General features: G+C 57.7%; 2 protein-coding genes. One reads left to right on the forward strand and one right to left on the reverse strand.

What is annotated here, in order from left to right:
- The coding region (locus EN750_RS36215) for a transposase (protein WP_245482921.1) at positions 1-592 on the forward strand (592 nt) is incomplete at its 5' end.
- A gap of 34 nt (positions 593-626) precedes the next feature.
- On the opposite strand, the gene EN750_RS36220 is transcribed toward EN750_RS36215, so the two are convergent.
- Positions 627-994, reverse strand: a 368-nt coding sequence (locus EN750_RS36220; protein WP_127399409.1) for a DUF1173 family protein, incomplete at its 5' end; no start/stop codon positions are given.

A 994-nucleotide genomic window follows, 5' to 3' on the forward strand; every position in this document is an offset into this window, starting at 1 on the left:
GTCCAAGATTGCCACGGAGATGACGCAGCCTGGCTATGCTGCTCCGCTCCCAAATTCCCAGGTCATTGACTTCAGTATAAGACCCCTTGATGCTGAAGAAGGGGATAAACCACAAGCGGAGTATATGATGGCCGATTTTCAGGACGCTCAGACTGTTCAGACGACAGTAGCGCCAGCTAAAGTGGAAGAGCCTGAATCGAAGAAGAAAGTTCCGCGAGCAAAGAAAGTGAAGGCAGAGCTCTTAAAGCCGGTCCGCAAGAACGGAGCGAAACCTGCGCCCCAGGCGGCGGAAGCTCCAGTGGCAGCGAAGACCGCCCGCAAGACATATTCCGAGAAGGAACGCTCGCAGAAGCTTGCCCAGATCGAGAAATCGATCGCTGCCGGCGCGACCAGCAAGATCGCGGTCGGCCAGGCCGGCATATCTGAGCAGACCTACTATTATTGGAAGAGGGCTGTCGCACCTTCTTTAGACAGCGGCGATCTCCGCGATCTTGTGGCGCTCGAAGAAGAAAACAAGCGCCTCAAGAACCTGCTTGCCGAGCGTCTGCGCAAGGAAAATGCCGAGCTCAAGAAGAAGCTGGGCCTTGCGTAAGACATACTGAGCCAATTGGAAATTCCGCCGACGCTCAGAGCGGCAGCGGCGGCATGTCGCCTTCGCCGACCCGCCACACCCAGGAGCCGATCTCCGGTCGCGCGGCCATCATTTCATCGAGCGACGCTTCGTAGTTCTCGCCCGCTCCGGCCGGAACGACAAAGAGCGCTATCGGCTCGTCCCTGTTTTGAAGCAACGCATTGGCGATCGGCTGGTCGGGTTGCAGGTCAAAGCGCAATCCCTTCACGCTCTTCTCGCGAAGGCGGGCGAGCCTATCGACGAGCCTTTTCTCCGGGACCGTCTCGTAAGGAATCCAGTTTTCGGAGACCACCATCAAGGCAATCTCCTCGACAATGGCCAGGCCGGCCAGGTTCAGTCCGAAGGTCGCGATCACCATCAGAT

Origin of the sequence: Mesorhizobium sp. M7A.F.Ca.ET.027.03.2.1, assembly GCF_003999175.1 — a bacterium.
GTDB lineage: Bacteria > Pseudomonadota > Alphaproteobacteria > Rhizobiales > Rhizobiaceae > Mesorhizobium.